This is a genomic window from Rhizobium sp. AN5 (assembly GCF_900215255.1).
Lineage (GTDB): Bacteria > Pseudomonadota > Alphaproteobacteria > Rhizobiales > Rhizobiaceae > Agrobacterium > Agrobacterium tumefaciens.
Genome location: NZ_OCMJ01000004.1, coordinates 2010062 through 2024614, shown reverse-complemented (window position 1 = coordinate 2024614; position 14553 = coordinate 2010062). Strand labels below are relative to the sequence as shown.

Sequence of the window (14553 nt, the reverse complement as noted above, 5' to 3'; positions counted from 1 at the left end):
CGTCTTCGACGTGACCTCATGGGTCTTGACCTCGGCTGCGGTTTGAACGATAGGAAGCGCAAATAGCGAACCGCGTGCACGGAGACCCCGTGCGCGCGGTTCGTGCGTTTTGGCGGTCAGGTCTGCAATTCGTTCGCATCCGCACGGGGGCAAAAATGAACACTGAAGGCAATGCACTGGTAAGGAAGCTCGCATTCTGGGGCATTCCACTTTCTTTCGGCGTGCTTGGCCTCAAGCTCGTGGCCTGGTGGGTCACGGGGTCGGTAGCGCTGCTGTCGGACGGTCTGGAATCGACCGTCAATGTGGTTGCGGCATTCATTGCCTATTTCGTCATCCGTTATGCGCAGAAGCCCGCAGATGACGATCACCAGTTCGGCCATCACAAGGCGGAATATATCTCGGCTGTCGTTGAGGGCGTGCTGATCGTCGTCGCCGCGCTACTGATCGTGCAGGAGGCCTGGGGTGGTCTCTTCAACCCAAAGCTGCCGGAAGCGCCGGTTCTCGGTCTTGCCATCAACGCGTCAGCGGGTGTCATAAACGCTGTCTGGGCGACAATCCTCATCCGCGTCGGCCGGAAATACGCTTCACCAGCTCTCAAGGCGGATGGTCATCATATCATGTCGGATGTCGTAACGTCGGCAGGGGTGCTGGTCGGCCTGGTTCTGGCGCTTCTGACGGGTTACGCCATTCTCGATCCGCTGCTCGCCATTCTGGTGGCCATCAATATCCTTTTTCAGGGATCGAAGGTCATTTTGCATTCGCTCGGCGGATTGATGGACCGGGCGGTGGAACCGGAAGAAGACGAGGCGATCAAGAAGGCGATCGCCGAAAATTCCGTCGGCATCATCGGCGTGCATGATCTCAGAACCCGCCGCGCCGGTTCGGCCGCCTTCATCGATTTTCACGTGGTCGTTCCCGCCCCGATGACGGTGCGGGAGGCACATGATATTTGCGACCGCCTTGAAGATGCCATAAGGGACGTCATACCGGGTGCCAGCCTTGCCATTCACGTCGAGCCGGAAGGCGAAAAGGCGCATGGCGTCAAAGTGATCGTTTGAATAAGCAGGAGTTTTCCATGTCCGTGACGGATGTTTCCAGCCTGTCGCAGCTGGGCGCGAAGGTCGATACGCCCGAGAGCCCGGAAAAGGCCATTCTCGAAAAGGTGCCGAACGGCAATGCCGGTACCGATTACGTGGTGCGGTTCACAGCACCCGAATTCACCTCGCTTTGCCCGATGACCGGACAGCCGGATTTCGCCCATATCGTCATCGACTATATTGCCGGTGATTTTCTGGTGGAATCGAAGTCGCTGAAGCTGTTCCTGCAATCCTTCCGCAACCACGGCGCATTTCACGAGGATTGCTCGGTCTATATCGCCAGGCGGCTGGTGGAGCTGTTGCAGCCGAAATGGCTGCGCATCGGCGCTTACTGGTATCCGCGCGGTGGTATTCCGATTGACGTTTTCTGGCAGACCGGACCGGTGCCCGAGGGCGTGTGGTTGCCGGATCAGGGTGTGCCGACCTATCGCGGCCGCGGCTGATCCGGCTTTTCACGGTTGAGAACGTTCAGGCGAACGACCCGTCGTCGCCTTGATCGAAATCGTCATCGGCGCTGTCGTCGTAATCGGCCTGCTGGACATCGTTATTATTGTCCGGCTGGGCGGAACTGTCGCCGTAGTAGTTGTTGATGACGGTTTCTTCGACCGGTGCGTTGTTGCCCAGCGGATTGCCGCCGCCGAATGGCGAGCCAATACCGAGCGACGATGCGTGGTTGCCGAAAATACCGCTCAGCGAATTGGCGAGCAGCATGCCGCCGGCAACACCTGCAGCAGCGCCGAGCGCACCTTGCAGGAAACCGCCGCCGGAGCGTCCGGCCGCTGCGGGTTGCTGGCTCCAGAGGCCACCGGGCTGCGGATCAGGTGCGCGGCCGGCTGAGCCCCAGGGACCTGCTGTCTGGCCTGCCGTATCGTTGCGCCATGATGTCTGGGGCGGTGGCGAGACGGGTGCTGGAGCAGGTGATTGCTGTTGGCCGGTGCCGAAGATCGAACTCAGAAAACCACCCTGTGCGGCTGCTTGCGGGGCCGCATTACCGCCTTCCAGCGCATGGATGCGGTCTTCGAGCTGTTGGATGTGTGCTGCTGCCGCTTCCAGACCCTTTTCCTGAACGATCACCGCCTGGGCGAGATAATAGGGGGCTGCGGGCTGATCGCGCACGGCATCTGCGATCAATATTTCCGCCTCGCGGTCGCGCGGGGTGGCGGATGCGGCTTTTGTCCTGTCGAACAGGGCCTTGAGAAGTTGGCTTTCTTCCGGTGACATATGATGCCTCCTTACCGTGAAGCGGAAATCAACGATAAGGAGGTAGGTCCAAATTCAGGCTTTTCAAAGCGGCCGAAACTTTAAATTTCGGTAATGATCGTCACCCGCCGAAGGCAAGCGAAAGGCCCGCTATCGCCGTCAGTGCGCCGGCGGTACGGCTTGCGGCCGAGCCGAAACGGGCAATGCGCAGGCCAAGCACGATGCCTGCGAGATGGAGGATCGCGGTTGCTATCATGAAACCGATGCCGAATTGCAGGGCGCCGGCGCTGCCGAGTTCACCGCCATGGGCATGGCCGTGGAAAAGGGCAAAAGCGCCGACCACGGCCGCAGCGGCTGCCGTCGGAAGCTTTGCCGCAATCGTGACCAGCAGGCCGAGTCCGATGACGGAGGCCAGGATGGCAGGTTCAACGAACGGAAGGCCGATGCCATAAACGGCCATCAGGAAACCAATGGCCATGGTGCCGACGAAGGCGGCAGGCACGATCCACAGCGCCTTGCGGTCATTCTGCGCCATGGCGATCTGCGATGCCCAGAGGCCAACGGCAACCATTGCCAGGATATGATCCGCACCGAAGAAGGGGTGGGACACGCCGGCCATGAAGGAGCCGTGTTCTTCCGGGTTCAAATGGGCGAAAGCGGGCAGGGCGGTGGCGCCGAGCGCTGCGGCAGCAAGGCTTAGTCTTTTCAGCATGATTCCCTCTTTTGATTATCGCCGCCGGCAAGGGGATCTTGGGGCTCCCGCAATCGGCGGCACTGCAATGAGGACCTGACGATACCGCGAACCCGGAGAGGCTGTCCATGCGTCATCTGCCGGGGGTGCTGTTTATTGTTGGGGCGCAAACCTTGCCTTTTTTGCTCATTGCCTTACGTAACAAGTCGCACTATGTCCGAAGGGCATGCATGAATTACGCTGGAGAGCCGCTGATGAACGAAGACGAAGACGACAAGAGCAAGGAACTGCCGATCGGCAAGGAAACGGAAGCGAATCTTTTCAAGTCGCGTTCGATCTTCATCTATGGTGGCATCACGCAGGAACTGGCGCAGAAGGTCTGCACGCAGCTCGTTGCACTTGCCGCCGCCAGCGACGACGACATTCGCGTTTACGTCAATTCGCCGGGCGGCCATGTCGAATCTGGTGATTCGATCCATGACATGATCAAGTTCATCAAGCCGAAGGTTTATATCATCGGTACGGGCTGGGTCGCTTCCGCTGGCGCGCTGATCTATGTTTCGGTGCCGAAGGAACGTCGCCTTTGCCTGCCGAACACCCGCTTCCTGCTGCACCAGCCCTCCGGCGGCACGCGCGGCATGGCATCCGACATCGAAATCCAGGCCCGCGAAATCATCAAGATGAACCAGCGCCTGATCAAGATCTTCGCCAAGGCCACCGGCCAGAGCGAAGAAAAGATCGCAAAGGACATCGATCGCGATTACTGGCTCGGCGCTGAAGAAGCCAAGGGCTACGGCCTCGTTGGCAAGATCGTCGAGAGCCAGTCGGAAGTTTAAGGTTTTAATTTTTGGTTGAGAAAGCCCGTGCCGGTGGAAACCGGTACGGGCTTTTTTCATTCAGGCCGGATGATACGTGCCGCTCCCGGTCATGTGCATTGAATGTTCGGCCGGCATCACTTCATCGTGTTGCAGGCCTTCATCATGTCGCCTTTTTTCATCGTCTGCGTCTTCATGGTGTCGTTATGCATTTTCGTCATATCGGTTTTCATGCCGTCGGCATGGGCGATGCCTGCGAAAGAAAGAACAGACAGCATGGAAGCGGTGGCGATGGCGGTAAAAATGCGGGTCATGAAAGATCTCCTCTGGACGTCATTAAATGTCCGCCGGCGTTGCACCGGGGCTCACGATTGTCCATTCGGTGGGGGCCCGTGTGTCGTTACACGCTCACGCGTTTGTGACATCATATTCGGGCGAGATTCTTTTCACGCCATTATGTAACAATATCCCGCCGATTGCGAATAACCCGACAGTGACGATGACAGGCAGCCTTTCGGAAGAGACATTAAAAATGCTGATGCTGCGTTCCCTTGATGGGGACGAGGGCGCTTACAGGCATTTGCTCCATGCCCTACGCAGGCTGCTGACAGCCTATTTCGACAGGCGCATGAGGGCCGCTTCACGGGGGGATGTGGAAGATCTCGTTCAGGAAACCCTGTTGTCGCTTCACGCCAAACGCGAGACCTATGATCGAGCAAGGCCGTTTACCGCCTGGTTCTTTTCGATAGCGCGCTACAAACTCATCGATCACTACAGGGGCAGGGGTGCGCGCCAGCTTTCGGAAGTGGAACTTGATGAGACGCTGGAAGCGGGATCGTCGGTCGATCAGCTCACGGCACGCATGGATGTGGAACGGTTGCTCGACGAGTTGCCGGAGCGGCAACGCGACCTCATTCGCAGGGTGAAACTCGAGGGTCAGTCAATCGCCGAAGCGGCCAAAAAATCCGGCCAGACCGAGCTTGCGGCGAGGGTCGGTATTCACAGGACGCTTAAAATGCTGGCGGCAAAGTTGCGAGGCGAAACGTGAGGAAGACGGAAGACATCATTGAACAACTGGCAAGCGGCCTCAAGCCCGTGCCTGCCTTGGCACTGGAGCGCCGGCTGGCGCTGGCCGTCCTGCCCTGCCTTGGCGTTTCGCTGTTGCTGATGCTTGCCATTCTCGGGCCGCGGGTCGACATGCACGACGCCTTGACCGAGCTGGGTTTCTGGATCAAGTCCGCGTATAACGCCCTGCTGGCCTTGACTGCGTTTTTCGCGGTCGGCCGCCTTACCCGCCCCGAGGGAAACAGCGGCTGCTTATTCGTTTGGCTTGCGGTGATTTTCGTTGTGATGGCGGCGATAGCGCTCGTACAGCTGGGGTTTGCCTTTCCGGACAATTACAGGACGCTTGTTCTCGGGTCGTCCGCGCTGCATTGCCCGTTTTTGATCGTCGCTTTCGCGTTTCCGGTATTCCTGGCGAATTTTTCAGTTCTCAAACGTTCAGCCCCGGCTGATCCAGCCCTAGCAGGTTTTGTCGCGGGCATTGCGGCGGGTGCAGCCGGAGCCTGGGTTTATTCCTGGTTCTGCACCGAAAACGGCATGGCTTTCGTGCTGATCTGGTATTCGCTTGGCATTTTCCTCACCGGCCTGATCGGCGCTTTTGCCGGTTCGCGTTTTCTGCGCTGGTAAAAGGCGTACCTGTTCAGCCTGCGGGCATCTTGCCAGCGGTTGGGTTTTTTGATCTTCAAGGGAAACAGAAGATCCGGGAACCGCCATGTTGATGAAAGATTTTTCCGTCCAGAGCCTGTTCATGGGGTGCCTGACCGCCTTTGTCGGCTTTGCCAGTTCTTTCGCCGTGGTGTTGCAGGGCCTGAAGGCTGTCGGTGCGACGGATTTCGAGGCAGCGTCAGGGCTGATGGCGCTTTCGGTGGCGATGGGGGTTTGCGCGATTGCGCTTTCAGTCGCGACGCGGATGCCCGTCAGCATCGCATGGTCGACACCCGGTGCAGCCTTGCTGGCGACCACGGGCGTGATCGAGGGCGGCTTTCCGGCAGCCGTGGGCGGGTTCGTCATCTGCGCCATATTGATCATCATTGCCGGCCTGTTCCGGCCGCTCGGAAAGGCGGTCGCCTCCATTCCAGCGCCACTGGCCAACGCCATGCTCTCCGGGGTCATCATCGGCCTGTGTTTTGCGCCGATCAAGGCGATCGGCTTTAACCCGGCGCTCGGATTGCCGATCATTCTTGCCTGGATCGTGGTGGGAGCCTTTAAACGACTTTTTGCCGTGCCTGCAGCGCTTGCCGCTTTCGTGCTGGTGATGATCTTCGGTGTCGATATTCCGGCTGGGGCGCTTGACCGTGTGGCGCAATCGCTGACGCCTCCGATGGAGTGGGTAATGCCCGTCTTCAGCCTGCACGCCGTCATTTCCATCGCGCTGCCGCTCTTCATAGTCACCATGGCCTCGCAGAATATTCCCGGTATCGCAGTGCTGAAGGTCAATCACTACGATCCGCAGCCCGGACCGCTTTTCGCGGCGACCGGCTTCTTCTCACTGCTTTCCGCACCCTTCGGCGGCCATGCGGTCAATCTTGCTGCGATTACGGCGGCGATGTGCGCTGGCGAGGACGCCCATCCTGATCCGAAACGGCGCTATTGGGCGGCGATCATCGGCGGTGTCGGCTACATCGTCTTCGGCCTGCTGGCGGGCGCGGTAACGGCTTTCGTGGCACTGGCGCCGCCAATCCTCATTCAGGCGGTGGCGGGGCTTGCACTGGTGGGCGCCTTTTCCGGCTCTGCCGTTGCGGCTTTTAAGGACCCGGAAACACGCGAGGCGGCGGCGATCACCTTCCTCATCACCGCCTCCGGCCTTTCCTTCGCCGGTGTCTCCGGTGCCTTCTGGGGGCTGATAGGCGGCGGGTTGATGATGGCGTTGACCGGTTTTGTAAAAGGATTGAAGAGACAATAGCCCTTGCATCCAAATATTTCGCCGATTATAAGCTTGCCCATGAGCAACAGCATCGCAACCATTTCCGGCATGAGCGCGCAGATTTCTGCGATTGCCTCTCCGTGCGGTGCACTCTCGCTTCTTAGCCTCGACCTTACACGCGGTTGCCGGGTCCAGTGAGGAGCGCCCGGCGGCCGAAAGCCCGCTGGCGCAAACGCTCCTCATCTCGAAATCTCATTTTATACTGGATTTAGGCCCTTGAGGGCCGCGCATCCGCCGATGGCTCGAGAAGCCCGCGGACTGCGCAAGGAGGAAGCGAAATGGACGGCAAGATCACCAATATTTCCAAAGGCATGTCGGACGCGAACGTCAAGTATCGCCCTTACCCGACCATCAATATTCCTGACCGCACGTGGCCGGGCAAGACCATCACCAAGGCGCCGATCTGGTGTTCGGTGGACCTGCGTGACGGCAACCAGTCGCTGGTCAACCCCATGGGCCACGACCGCAAGGCCCGTATGTTCAAGCTGCTGCTCGAAATGGGCTTCAAGGAAATCGAGATCGGTTTCCCCTCCGCTTCGCAGACGGACTTCGATTTTGCCCGCTGGTGCGTGGAGCAGGGCAATGTGCCTGAGGACGTTTCCCTGCAGGTGCTGGTGCAGTGCCGTCCGGAACTGATCACCCGCACCTTCGAAGCGCTGGAAGGCGCCAACAAGCCGATCATCCACTTCTACAACTCCACTTCGGAATTGCAGCGCCGCGTGGTATTCGGCAAGGATGTACACGGCATCAAGCAGATTGCAGTCGATGCCGCCAAGATGATCACCGACATGGCGGCCAAGGCCGGCGGCGGTTTCCGCTTCGAATATTCTCCGGAAAGCTTTACCGGCACCGAGCTGGAAGTGGCGCTGGAAATCTGCAATGCCGTGGTCGAGGTGGTGAAGCCGACGGCGGATAACAAGCTGATCCTGAACCTGCCTTCCACAGTCGAAATGGCGACGCCGAACATCTATGCCGACCAGATCGAATGGATGTGCCGCAATATCGACAATCGCGAAAACGTCATCATTTCGCTGCATCCGCACAACGACCGCGGCACTGGCATCGCTGCGACGGAGCTGGCTCTGATGGCCGGTGCGGACCGTGTCGAGGGCACGCTGTTCGGCAATGGCGAGCGCACCGGCAATGTCGACGTCGTGACGCTGGCGCTGAACATGTATACGCAGGGCGTCGATCCGGAGCTGGATTGCCGCGATATTGAGCGCATCAAGGCGGTCTACGAATATTCGAACGAGATGACGATCCCCGAGCGCCACCCTTATGTCGGCGAACTGGTCTATACGGCGTTTTCCGGCTCGCATCAGGATGCGATCAACAAGGGTATGAAGGCGATCAAGGTTGCCAATCACCCGGTATGGGAAGTGCCCTATCTGCCGATCGATCCGAAGGATGTCGGCCGCTCCTACGAAGCGATCATCCGTATCAATTCGCAGTCCGGCAAGGGTGGAATCGCCTATATTCTGCAGCAGGATTACGGCATCAACCTGCCGCGCAACCTGCAGGTGGAGTTCCGCGAAGACATCCAGCGCATCACCGATGAAGAGGGCGTGGAACTGCCGGCCAAGCGCATCTACGAGCGCTTCATGGAACGTTATGTGACGCAGCCAAATGCGCGCATCAAGTTCGTCGATCACCACACCTATCCGGCTGGCGACTTCAAGGGCGTGCGCATCGTCGCCGCGGAAATCACCGATAACGGTGAGGTGAAGCGCATCGAGGGCAAGGGCACCGGTCCTATCGACGGGTTCATCAATGCGCTTTCGGTTTATCTCGGCATCGATCTGTCGGTGAATGACTATTCCGAGCATTCACTGCAACACGGGTCCAATGCTTCGGCCATTGCCTATGTCGAGATGGAGCATCCGGGCGGAAAATTGTTCGGCGCCGGGGTGAATACCAATATTGTTGGCGCTTCGCTGGAGGCGATTGTTTCGGCGGCCAATCGGGTGCTGGAAGAGCGAGCTAGGTAAGTTTGCTTCTTGGGAGGGGCTCACCCCCCTCTGCCCTGCCGGGCATCTCCCCCGAAAGGGGGAGATCGACCTGAGGCACGGTCTCGACCATCTCAACGTTCAGAATGAATTGACGAAAGAGCGTCTTGCCGATCTCCCCTTATGGGGGAGATGCCCGGCAGGGCAGAGGGGAGTGAGCCACAGACCCTAACCTCAACACTCCGGTGTTTATCCCCCCAGCCGCGAAAACCCCAACGGCCTGCCATTCTCATAAAATACCCTGATATCTTCAAGCCCGATACCCGTTCCGGTATCGTTGAGGCTGTGGCGTTCGCAGGCGACGTTCCAGGTGCCGGGGCCACCGGAAATATGGAAGAGGTTATAGGCCGCGCGCGGTTTTTCGCCGCCCGGTCCCTGGCTGGCCGAGGCGATGCCGACGACCGGGATGTGTTCTTGCCCGTGGTGAGTGTTCAGCCAGTATACGGTGTTCAAATGGGTGTGGCCATGCAGCACGAGCTCGGCGCCGCCAACGCCAAGCGCTGCCGCGAAACGGCGAATGCCGAACATGCGCTTGTGGGCAGCCGCCGCACCGCGGATCGGCGGGTGATGGATCATCACCACGCGGAACAGCCCCTGTTCACCGGCTTTTTTCAGAAGTTCCGCGGTTGCGCGTGCTTGACGGTTGCCGAAATAGCCGGTGGCCGAGAAGGGCGGCGTTGCAATCGAGGTGGAGCAGCCAATCAGTGCGACGGGACCGCGCACGCGCATATAGGGGAAAATCTTGCGGTCATCGTCCCATTCCCCCGGGTCCCCATCGCCGCGCACATAAGGATACCAGGCGCGCATGGCCTTGTCGTGCGCGCCGGAAACATAGGCGTCATGATTGCCGGGAACGACCGAGATCTTTTCAGGGTCGCCGACTTCTTCCAGCCAGTCGGCGGCGGCGCGAATTTCAATGCCTGTCGCAAGATTGACGAGATCGCCGGTAATAGCCAGATGATCCGGCGATTTGGCCTCGAGATCATCGAGCAGCTTTTCCAGCGTGTCGGTGAAAAGGTGCTTGCGGCGGTTGCGGTGCCAATTGACGAAACCGGTGATACGCTTGGATGCAAGTTCCCGGAAAGTGAGTTTTGGCAATGGCCCGAGATGGACGTCTGAAATATGCGCAAGTTTGAACATGGCGGCAGAGATAACCTATGATATGCGGCACGTCCAATAAAAGCCTGCCGGCAGGGGGAAACCAGGGTGAATGACGAGAGAACCGAGCGGCAGGCACGTCCGTTCCACACGCGTATCCTTATCCGCCTGCTTCATTTCGTTTTTCTGTTCACACGCGGTGCCACCCTCGGTGTGCGTGCGCTCTGCTTCGATGATGCGGGACGGATTTTTCTGGTGCGGCATACCTATCTGCCCGGCTGGTATCTGCCCGGCGGCGGGGTGGAACGCGGCGAAACGCTGCTGATGGCGCTCAACAAGGAAATCCGCGAGGAAGGCAATCTCGAGGCTGCGTCGACCCCCGAGCTTGTCCATGTCTACCTCAATCTGGAAGGCAGCAACCGCGATCATGTGGCGCTCTACCGGCTTCAGGTCACCCAGACCACGCCGAAAAAACCGGATCATGAAATCACCGAAAGCGGTTTTTTCGATCTCTCGGACCTGCCGGAAAATGTAACGCCCGCCACCCGCCGCCGCCTTGCCGAACTTTCCGGCAAAGCGGCGATCGCCGACTACTGGTAGCGGCGGCGTCTCTGCCGTCAGGCAAGCGTCTCACGGCCATGGGCCATGGTCAGGTCCAGTTCCGGGCCAACGGGCACGATACCTGTCGGGTTGATGGTGAGGTGGCTGCGGTAATAATGTTCCTTGATGTGGCGGATATCGACTGTGTCCGGCACGCCTGGTGTCTGGTAGAGGTCGCGGAGGTAACCCGTGAGATGCGGGCAATCGTGAATGCGGCGGATGTTGCACTTGAAGTGGCCGACATAAACAGGGTCGAATCGCACCAGCGTGGTGAAGAGACGCCAGTCTGCTTCCGTCTGTTCTGCACCGAACAGGAAACGGCGGTCCCTCAGTCGGTCTTCCAGCATATCAAGCGTTTCAAACACCTTCACGGCATTTTGCTGATAAGCATCCTGCGTGGTGGCGAAACCGGCCTTATAGACGCCGTTGTTGACGGTGTCGTAGATAACGTCGTTCAGCGCATCGATGTCGGCGCGCAGTGCTTCGGGATAATAATCCGCAGCCGATCCGGTGAGGTCGTTGAAAGCCACGTTGAACATGCGGATGATTTCGGCCGATTCATTGGAGACGATGGTGCCGCGTTCTTTGTCCCACAGTACCGGCACGGTCACCCGTCCCGAATAGTTGGCATCCGCTCTGGTATAGACCTGCCACAGTGTGGAGAAGCCGAAGAGGTGGTCCTCGGTTGCACCCGGAGTGCGTTCGCCTTCCGGTCTGAACTCCCAGCCGTTTTCCAGCATCAGCGGATCGACGACGGACACGGAAATCAGGTCTTCCAGCTTTTTCAGCTTGCGGAAAATCAGGGTGCGATGCGCCCAGGGGCAGGCGAGCGACACATAGAGGTGGTAGCGATCCTTCTCGGCCTTGAAGCCACCTTCGCCGGAAGGTCCGGGCGCGCCATCCACCGTTACCCAGTTGCGAAATTGCGAGGCGCTGCGCTTGAAGTGCCCCTTGGTTTCCTTGGTGTCGTACCAGACGTCTTTCCATACGCCTTCCACCAGCATGCCCATGACGATCTCCTTGATTGTTTCCTTGACCGCAATCCTAACCGTTTAGCGCGGTGCCGCGAACCCGTAGTGCATTGAACAATGCGTTTCCGGTCTCGCATGGGCTGAATGGAATAGTGCCGAGATTTGTTCTGGACGGGTGGGAATTTTCCTGATAATTGCGATTTTCACAAATCTGAGGAAATTGTAGATTATGATCGAAACACGGATGCTCCGACGACGCTGACGCTCCTGAACGCCTTTACCGGCGCAGCCGTCATCTATTGTCGCATCCGCATTTTGGAAGTTTCGGTCTCTTCATGTCCAAGCACGATCTTGTCTACCTCACCGAGGACGCGTCGCACGACGCCATCATCGAAATCATCAACGAAGAAGCATTCGGCCCCGGTCGGCACACCCGTGCCGCCGCGCGCATTCGCGAGCAGGGTCCGCATGACCGGTCGCTGTCCTTCGTCTGCGCCGATGATGGCGAGACGATCGCTTCGGTGCGCATGACGCCGGTTCTGGCCGGTGGGGTGCAGGGCCATATGCTTGGCCCGCTTGCCGTGCGGCCTTCGCACAAGAACATGGGCATCGGCCGTGAACTCGTCCGGATTGCTATCGCTGCCGCCCGGCGGAAGGGTTCGGAGGCCGTCATTCTGATCGGCGATCCGCCCTATTACATGCCGCTCGGTTTCGAAAAGGTCGCCTACGCGGCGCTTGATTTTCCAGGTCCGGTGGACCCGAACCGGGTGCTGGTCGTGCCTGTTGGTGACGACGTACACCAGCGGCTGAAGGGCAAGATCGGCTGGCGTAAATGCGAGGCCGCCATGCCTGCCGCCCGGGCGGAAGACGACGGCTTCGAGGAGCCTCTTCGGGTTTACGGCTGACGGATTTCTTTACGTCGGATTTCCCGCCCCTCACCAGTTCGTCCTTTTTCCCTCATCAAAAACGACAGACTCGATGAGGGATGGGGCGTTGAGTCGCCCACATTGGTACTGGCCGGTTATTTCGCTAAAGATGACGGGATGGTGTTCTGCCTTGAAACCATGCATCGTACTTCGCAAAATTCAATTCCGTTTCTTTCCCCTATGCGATAGCACTCGATAGTCGATTTCGGCACGGGGGCGAGCATATGACGGCAATCACCATGAACGATGCGCTGGAACGCGCAGGTGCGGGCGCCTATCAGCGGCGGTTGATGGGTATTTTCGGCCTCGTCTGGGCAGCGGATGCCATGCAGGTGCTGGCGGTCGGCTTCACCGCCGCCTCGATTGCCCTAACGTTTGGACTGACTGTTCCGCAGGCCCTGCAAACCGGAACGGCCTTCTTCTTTGGCATGCTTTTAGGTGCTGCCGGTTTCGGGCGTCTGGCGGACCGTTACGGTCGCCGCCGTGTGTTGATCGTCACCGTGGCCTGTGATGCCGTGTTCGGTGTGCTTTCCGTCTTTGCGCCGAACTTTGCCATTCTTCTTGTCCTACGCTTTTTAACGGGTGCGGCTGTCGGCGGCACCCTGCCGGTGGATTATGCGATGATGGCGGAATTCCTGCCCGCAAAGAACCGGGGCCGCTGGCTGGTCATGCTGGAAGGCTTCTGGGCCATCGGAACCCTGATCGTGGCGCTTGCAGCGTGGGGCGCCAGCCTTGCCGGTGTTGCCGATGCCTGGCGTTATATTTTCGCGGTTACGGCTTTCCCAGCCGTTGTGGGTCTGGGTTTACGGTTCATGGTGCCCGAATCGCCGCTTTACCTCGTGCGAAGAGGCCGATCGGACGAAGCCAAGGCCATCGTCAACCGCATGCTGGTGGTAAACGGCCGCGCGCCACTTGATGCCGGGACAGGGCTTTTTCAGCCGGAGGTGTCGAAGGGGCAGGGGATATTTTCGCCGGCGCTCAGACAGCGCAGCATCATGATCCTTGCCATCTGGTTCCTTGTTTCCGTTTCCTATTACGGCGTCTTCACCTGGATGCCGGCAAAACTGGCGGGAGACGGTTTTGGCTTCGTGCGCGGTTATGGTTTCCTCGTGCTGGTGGCACTGGCGCAGATCCCCGGTTATGCGCTTGCCGCCTATGGCGTTGAAAAATGGGGCCGTAAGCCGACGCTGATCGGTTTCTGCCTGCTGTCCGCCCTCGGTTGCCTGCTCTTCACGCTCGCTACAGGCGGCGCAATGATCGCCACTTCGCTTCTGATCATGAGCTTCGCGCTGCTCGGCACCTGGGGTGCGCTTTATGCCTTCACGCCTGAATTGTATCCGACGGAATCGCGTGCGACCGGCATGGGGGCTGCGGGCGCCATGGCAAGGCTGGGCGGCCTTCTGGCACCATCGTTGCTGGGTTATGCCATCGCGCAGGGCTTCGGTTTCGCCATCGGCATTTTCGCCGGGCTGCTTGTGCTGGCTGCGATTGCTGCAACGATGATCAATGCGGAAACGCGACGGGTGGCGCTGACATAGGGCATGTTTGCGTGGCCCATGCGGCCTGTCCCTTTCGGGTCAGGCCATTCAGCCTGGAGCGCGTCCGGTTTGAACCGAAGCGTTGGACGTGCTCTAGCTCTTTGTTTTTACGCATTTTCCTGATGTAAAACCGCTACGCACATTTACTGCAAATGCTCTAGAAGCGTTTCTCGAGCCACGTGATCGACTGGTCGCCGGAAAGCGGTGCGAGCGAGCCGATCTTGGTGAAGCCGTAGCGTTCATAGAGCCTCAAGGCATCCGGGTTCATCGTGTCGATATAGGCGCCGATGCAGCCGCGCTTTTTGGCCTCTTCCTCCGCCATCGCCAGCAGCTTCGGACCTGTGCCCTGGCCGCGCATGGTTTCCGGCACGAAGAGAAGCTGCACATAAAGCCAGCCGCGGCCGGTATAGCCGACAAGACCGCCGGTCACGGTGTTCTCATCGTTGCGGATGGTGATGATGAGTTCGCGTTTGTCGCTTGCGCCAAAACGGGCGAGATTATAGGCCACCAGGGGATCGCGGATGGCCTTTTCGGCTTCTGCATCCGCGATGTCGCTCAAAACGAAATTCATGATTATCTTTCCCGGGTCGCCGAGCGGCGGCCGTTTCTCGTTTCCACTGCGAGA

The 14553-nt window shown here is 59.1% G+C and carries 16 protein-coding genes; 10 read left to right on the top strand and 6 right to left on the bottom strand.

The features are described from left to right. The first annotated feature begins 155 nt into the window (after positions 1-155). Positions 156-1058, top strand: coding sequence for a cation diffusion facilitator family transporter (locus CRP02_RS22610; RefSeq protein WP_097100687.1), 903 nt, complete (start codon positions 156-158; stop codon positions 1056-1058). A 17-nt stretch (positions 1059-1075) separates the two neighbouring features. Next, a complete protein-coding gene (queF, locus tag CRP02_RS22605; RefSeq protein ID WP_013636627.1) occupies positions 1076-1540 on the top strand; it encodes a preQ(1) synthase in 465 nt (154 codons plus the stop codon). 25 nt (positions 1541-1565) lie between these two features. Here queF and CRP02_RS22600 read toward each other — a convergent pair whose 3' ends face one another. Both CRP02_RS22600 and CRP02_RS22595 read right to left on the bottom strand, forming a co-directional pair. Beyond that, a complete protein-coding gene (locus CRP02_RS22600) occupies positions 1566-2318 on the bottom strand; it encodes a DUF2076 domain-containing protein (RefSeq protein ID WP_097172345.1) in 753 nt (250 codons plus the stop codon). 100 nt (positions 2319-2418) lie between these two features. Further along, the gene (locus tag CRP02_RS22595; RefSeq protein WP_003513569.1) at positions 2419-3009 is read right to left on the bottom strand and encodes a HupE/UreJ family protein; all 591 of its coding nucleotides are present in this window, start codon (positions 3007-3009) and stop codon (positions 2419-2421) included. A gap of 233 nt (positions 3010-3242) precedes the next feature. On the opposite strand from CRP02_RS22595, the gene CRP02_RS22590 reads away from it, so the two are divergent. After that, a complete protein-coding gene (locus tag CRP02_RS22590) occupies positions 3243-3824 on the top strand; it encodes an ATP-dependent Clp protease proteolytic subunit (RefSeq protein ID WP_003513567.1) in 582 nt (193 codons plus the stop codon). A 116-nt stretch (positions 3825-3940) separates the two neighbouring features. On the opposite strand, the gene CRP02_RS22585 is transcribed toward CRP02_RS22590, so the two are convergent. Beyond that, positions 3941-4117 (bottom strand): hypothetical protein, encoded by a 177-nt coding sequence (locus tag CRP02_RS22585; RefSeq protein WP_097172344.1) that lies wholly within the window; start codon positions 4115-4117, stop codon positions 3941-3943. A gap of 218 nt (positions 4118-4335) precedes the next feature. Between CRP02_RS22585 and CRP02_RS22580 the strand changes: the two genes are divergently transcribed. The 4 genes from CRP02_RS22580 to leuA all read left to right on the top strand — a co-directional run bounded on the left by CRP02_RS22580 (position 4336) and on the right by leuA (position 8777). After that, positions 4336-4851, top strand: coding sequence for a sigma-70 family RNA polymerase sigma factor (locus CRP02_RS22580; RefSeq protein WP_179784167.1), 516 nt, complete (start codon positions 4336-4338; stop codon positions 4849-4851). Further along, positions 4848-5492: an NrsF family protein gene (locus CRP02_RS22575; RefSeq protein WP_097172343.1), complete on the top strand. Its 645-nt coding sequence runs from the start codon at positions 4848-4850 to the stop codon at positions 5490-5492. Before CRP02_RS22580 ends, CRP02_RS22575 begins: the two co-directional genes overlap by 4 nt. Before the next feature lie 88 nt (positions 5493-5580). Then, a complete protein-coding gene (locus CRP02_RS22570) occupies positions 5581-6768 on the top strand; it encodes a benzoate/H(+) symporter BenE family transporter (protein WP_097172889.1) in 1188 nt (395 codons plus the stop codon). A 299-nt stretch (positions 6769-7067) separates the two neighbouring features. Continuing rightward, positions 7068-8777 carry a 2-isopropylmalate synthase gene (gene leuA, locus CRP02_RS22565; protein WP_003513556.1) on the top strand — a complete coding sequence of 570 codons (1710 nt, stop codon included), beginning with the start codon at positions 7068-7070 and terminating at the stop codon, positions 8775-8777. A 207-nt stretch (positions 8778-8984) separates the two neighbouring features. Here leuA and CRP02_RS22560 read toward each other — a convergent pair whose 3' ends face one another. Then, on the bottom strand, positions 8985-9935 hold the full coding sequence (locus CRP02_RS22560; protein ID WP_097172342.1) for a metallophosphoesterase family protein: 951 nt from the start codon (positions 9933-9935) through the stop codon (positions 8985-8987). A 66-nt stretch (positions 9936-10001) separates the two neighbouring features. Here CRP02_RS22560 and CRP02_RS22555 point away from each other — a divergent pair, with 66 nt between their 5' ends. Then, a complete protein-coding gene (locus tag CRP02_RS22555; protein ID WP_003513554.1) occupies positions 10002-10493 on the top strand; it encodes an NUDIX domain-containing protein in 492 nt (163 codons plus the stop codon). Between the two features lie 17 nt (positions 10494-10510). Here the strand turns inward: CRP02_RS22555 and CRP02_RS22550 are convergent, their stop codons facing one another. After that, positions 10511-11503 carry a glutathione S-transferase family protein gene (locus CRP02_RS22550; protein WP_097172341.1) on the bottom strand — a complete coding sequence of 331 codons (993 nt, stop codon included), beginning with the start codon at positions 11501-11503 and terminating at the stop codon, positions 10511-10513. Positions 11504-11799: 296 nt separating this feature from the next. Between CRP02_RS22550 and CRP02_RS22545 the strand changes: the two genes are divergently transcribed. Together CRP02_RS22545 and CRP02_RS22540 are read left to right on the top strand one after the other, a co-directional pair. Further along, positions 11800-12369, top strand: a complete 570-nt coding sequence (locus CRP02_RS22545) for a GNAT family N-acetyltransferase (protein ID WP_097100680.1) — start codon at positions 11800-11802, stop codon at positions 12367-12369. A 245-nt stretch (positions 12370-12614) separates the two neighbouring features. Beyond that, entirely contained in the window at positions 12615-13928 is a 1314-nt protein-coding gene (locus CRP02_RS22540; RefSeq protein WP_097172340.1) for an MFS transporter, read from the top strand. A 157-nt stretch (positions 13929-14085) separates the two neighbouring features. Here CRP02_RS22540 and CRP02_RS22535 read toward each other — a convergent pair whose 3' ends face one another. Then, a complete protein-coding gene (locus CRP02_RS22535; RefSeq protein WP_097172339.1) occupies positions 14086-14499 on the bottom strand; it encodes a GNAT family N-acetyltransferase in 414 nt (137 codons plus the stop codon). Between the last annotated feature and the right edge of the window lie 54 nt (positions 14500-14553).

Excerpts from the sequence above, each read along its gene's own strand:
- CRP02_RS22595 (WP_003513569.1), bottom strand. The coding sequence starts at position 3,009 with ATGCTGAAAAGACTAAGCCTTGCTGCCGCAGCGCTCGGCGCCACCGCC.
- CRP02_RS22560 (WP_097172342.1), bottom strand. The coding sequence starts at position 9,935 with ATGTTCAAACTTGCGCATATTTCAGACGTCCATCTCGGGCCATTGCCA.
- queF (WP_013636627.1), top strand. The coding sequence starts at position 1,076 with ATGTCCGTGACGGATGTTTCCAGCCTGTCGCAGCTGGGCGCGAAGGTC.
- CRP02_RS22600 (WP_097172345.1), bottom strand. The coding sequence starts at position 2,318 with ATGTCACCGGAAGAAAGCCAACTTCTCAAGGCCCTGTTCGACAGGACA.
- CRP02_RS22585 (WP_097172344.1), bottom strand. The coding sequence starts at position 4,117 with ATGACCCGCATTTTTACCGCCATCGCCACCGCTTCCATGCTGTCTGTT.
- CRP02_RS22540 (WP_097172340.1), top strand. The coding sequence starts at position 12,615 with ATGACGGCAATCACCATGAACGATGCGCTGGAACGCGCAGGTGCGGGC.
- CRP02_RS22610 (WP_097100687.1), top strand. The coding sequence starts at position 156 with ATGAACACTGAAGGCAATGCACTGGTAAGGAAGCTCGCATTCTGGGGC.
- CRP02_RS22545 (WP_097100680.1), top strand. The coding sequence starts at position 11,800 with ATGTCCAAGCACGATCTTGTCTACCTCACCGAGGACGCGTCGCACGAC.
- leuA (WP_003513556.1), top strand. The coding sequence starts at position 7,068 with ATGGACGGCAAGATCACCAATATTTCCAAAGGCATGTCGGACGCGAAC.
- CRP02_RS22535 (WP_097172339.1), bottom strand. The coding sequence starts at position 14,499 with ATGAATTTCGTTTTGAGCGACATCGCGGATGCAGAAGCCGAAAAGGCC.
- CRP02_RS22590 (WP_003513567.1), top strand. The coding sequence starts at position 3,243 with ATGAACGAAGACGAAGACGACAAGAGCAAGGAACTGCCGATCGGCAAG.
- CRP02_RS22550 (WP_097172341.1), bottom strand. The coding sequence starts at position 11,503 with ATGGGCATGCTGGTGGAAGGCGTATGGAAAGACGTCTGGTACGACACC.
- CRP02_RS22580 (WP_179784167.1), top strand. The coding sequence starts at position 4,336 with ATGCTGATGCTGCGTTCCCTTGATGGGGACGAGGGCGCTTACAGGCAT.